The sequence below is a fragment of the Italian clover phyllody phytoplasma str. MA1 genome (genome assembly GCF_000300695.1).
Classification (GTDB): domain Bacteria; phylum Bacillota_I; class Bacilli_A; order Acholeplasmatales; family Acholeplasmataceae; genus Phytoplasma.
In genome coordinates this window covers 1-301 of sequence record NZ_AKIM01000183.1, presented here as the reverse complement: position 1 = coordinate 301, position 301 = coordinate 1, and the positions used below count along the sequence as shown (strand labels likewise).

Genomic DNA, 301 nt, shown 5'->3' with positions numbered 1-301 from the left:
CTAAAAAATGAGTATTATTTTGGTTATTAAAATCATCGTTTAAATAATTTAAATAATCTAAAGTAAAATTATCTTGGGGGAAATTAGTTTGTAAATATATTAATAACTCTTTGATAATAATGGGTTTTGTAGTGAGTTTGTCCCACGGATGAGATGTTTGTTTTTCTAAAAATAAATATTTTAAAGCTGTAAATATTTTTGTATTTTTGGGGTCAAGTAGATTTTTGGGGTTGATTATTTGGCAATAAAGGTTTAATTTTTCCCATTGGCCTTGTTCGATATAATTTATTAATTGTTTTAA

1 pseudogene is annotated in these 301 nt (G+C 23.9%); it reads right to left on the bottom strand.

What is annotated here, in order from left to right:
- Nucleotides 1-301: pseudogene (locus RI01_RS03225) on the bottom strand (replicative DNA helicase); the annotation flags it as partial.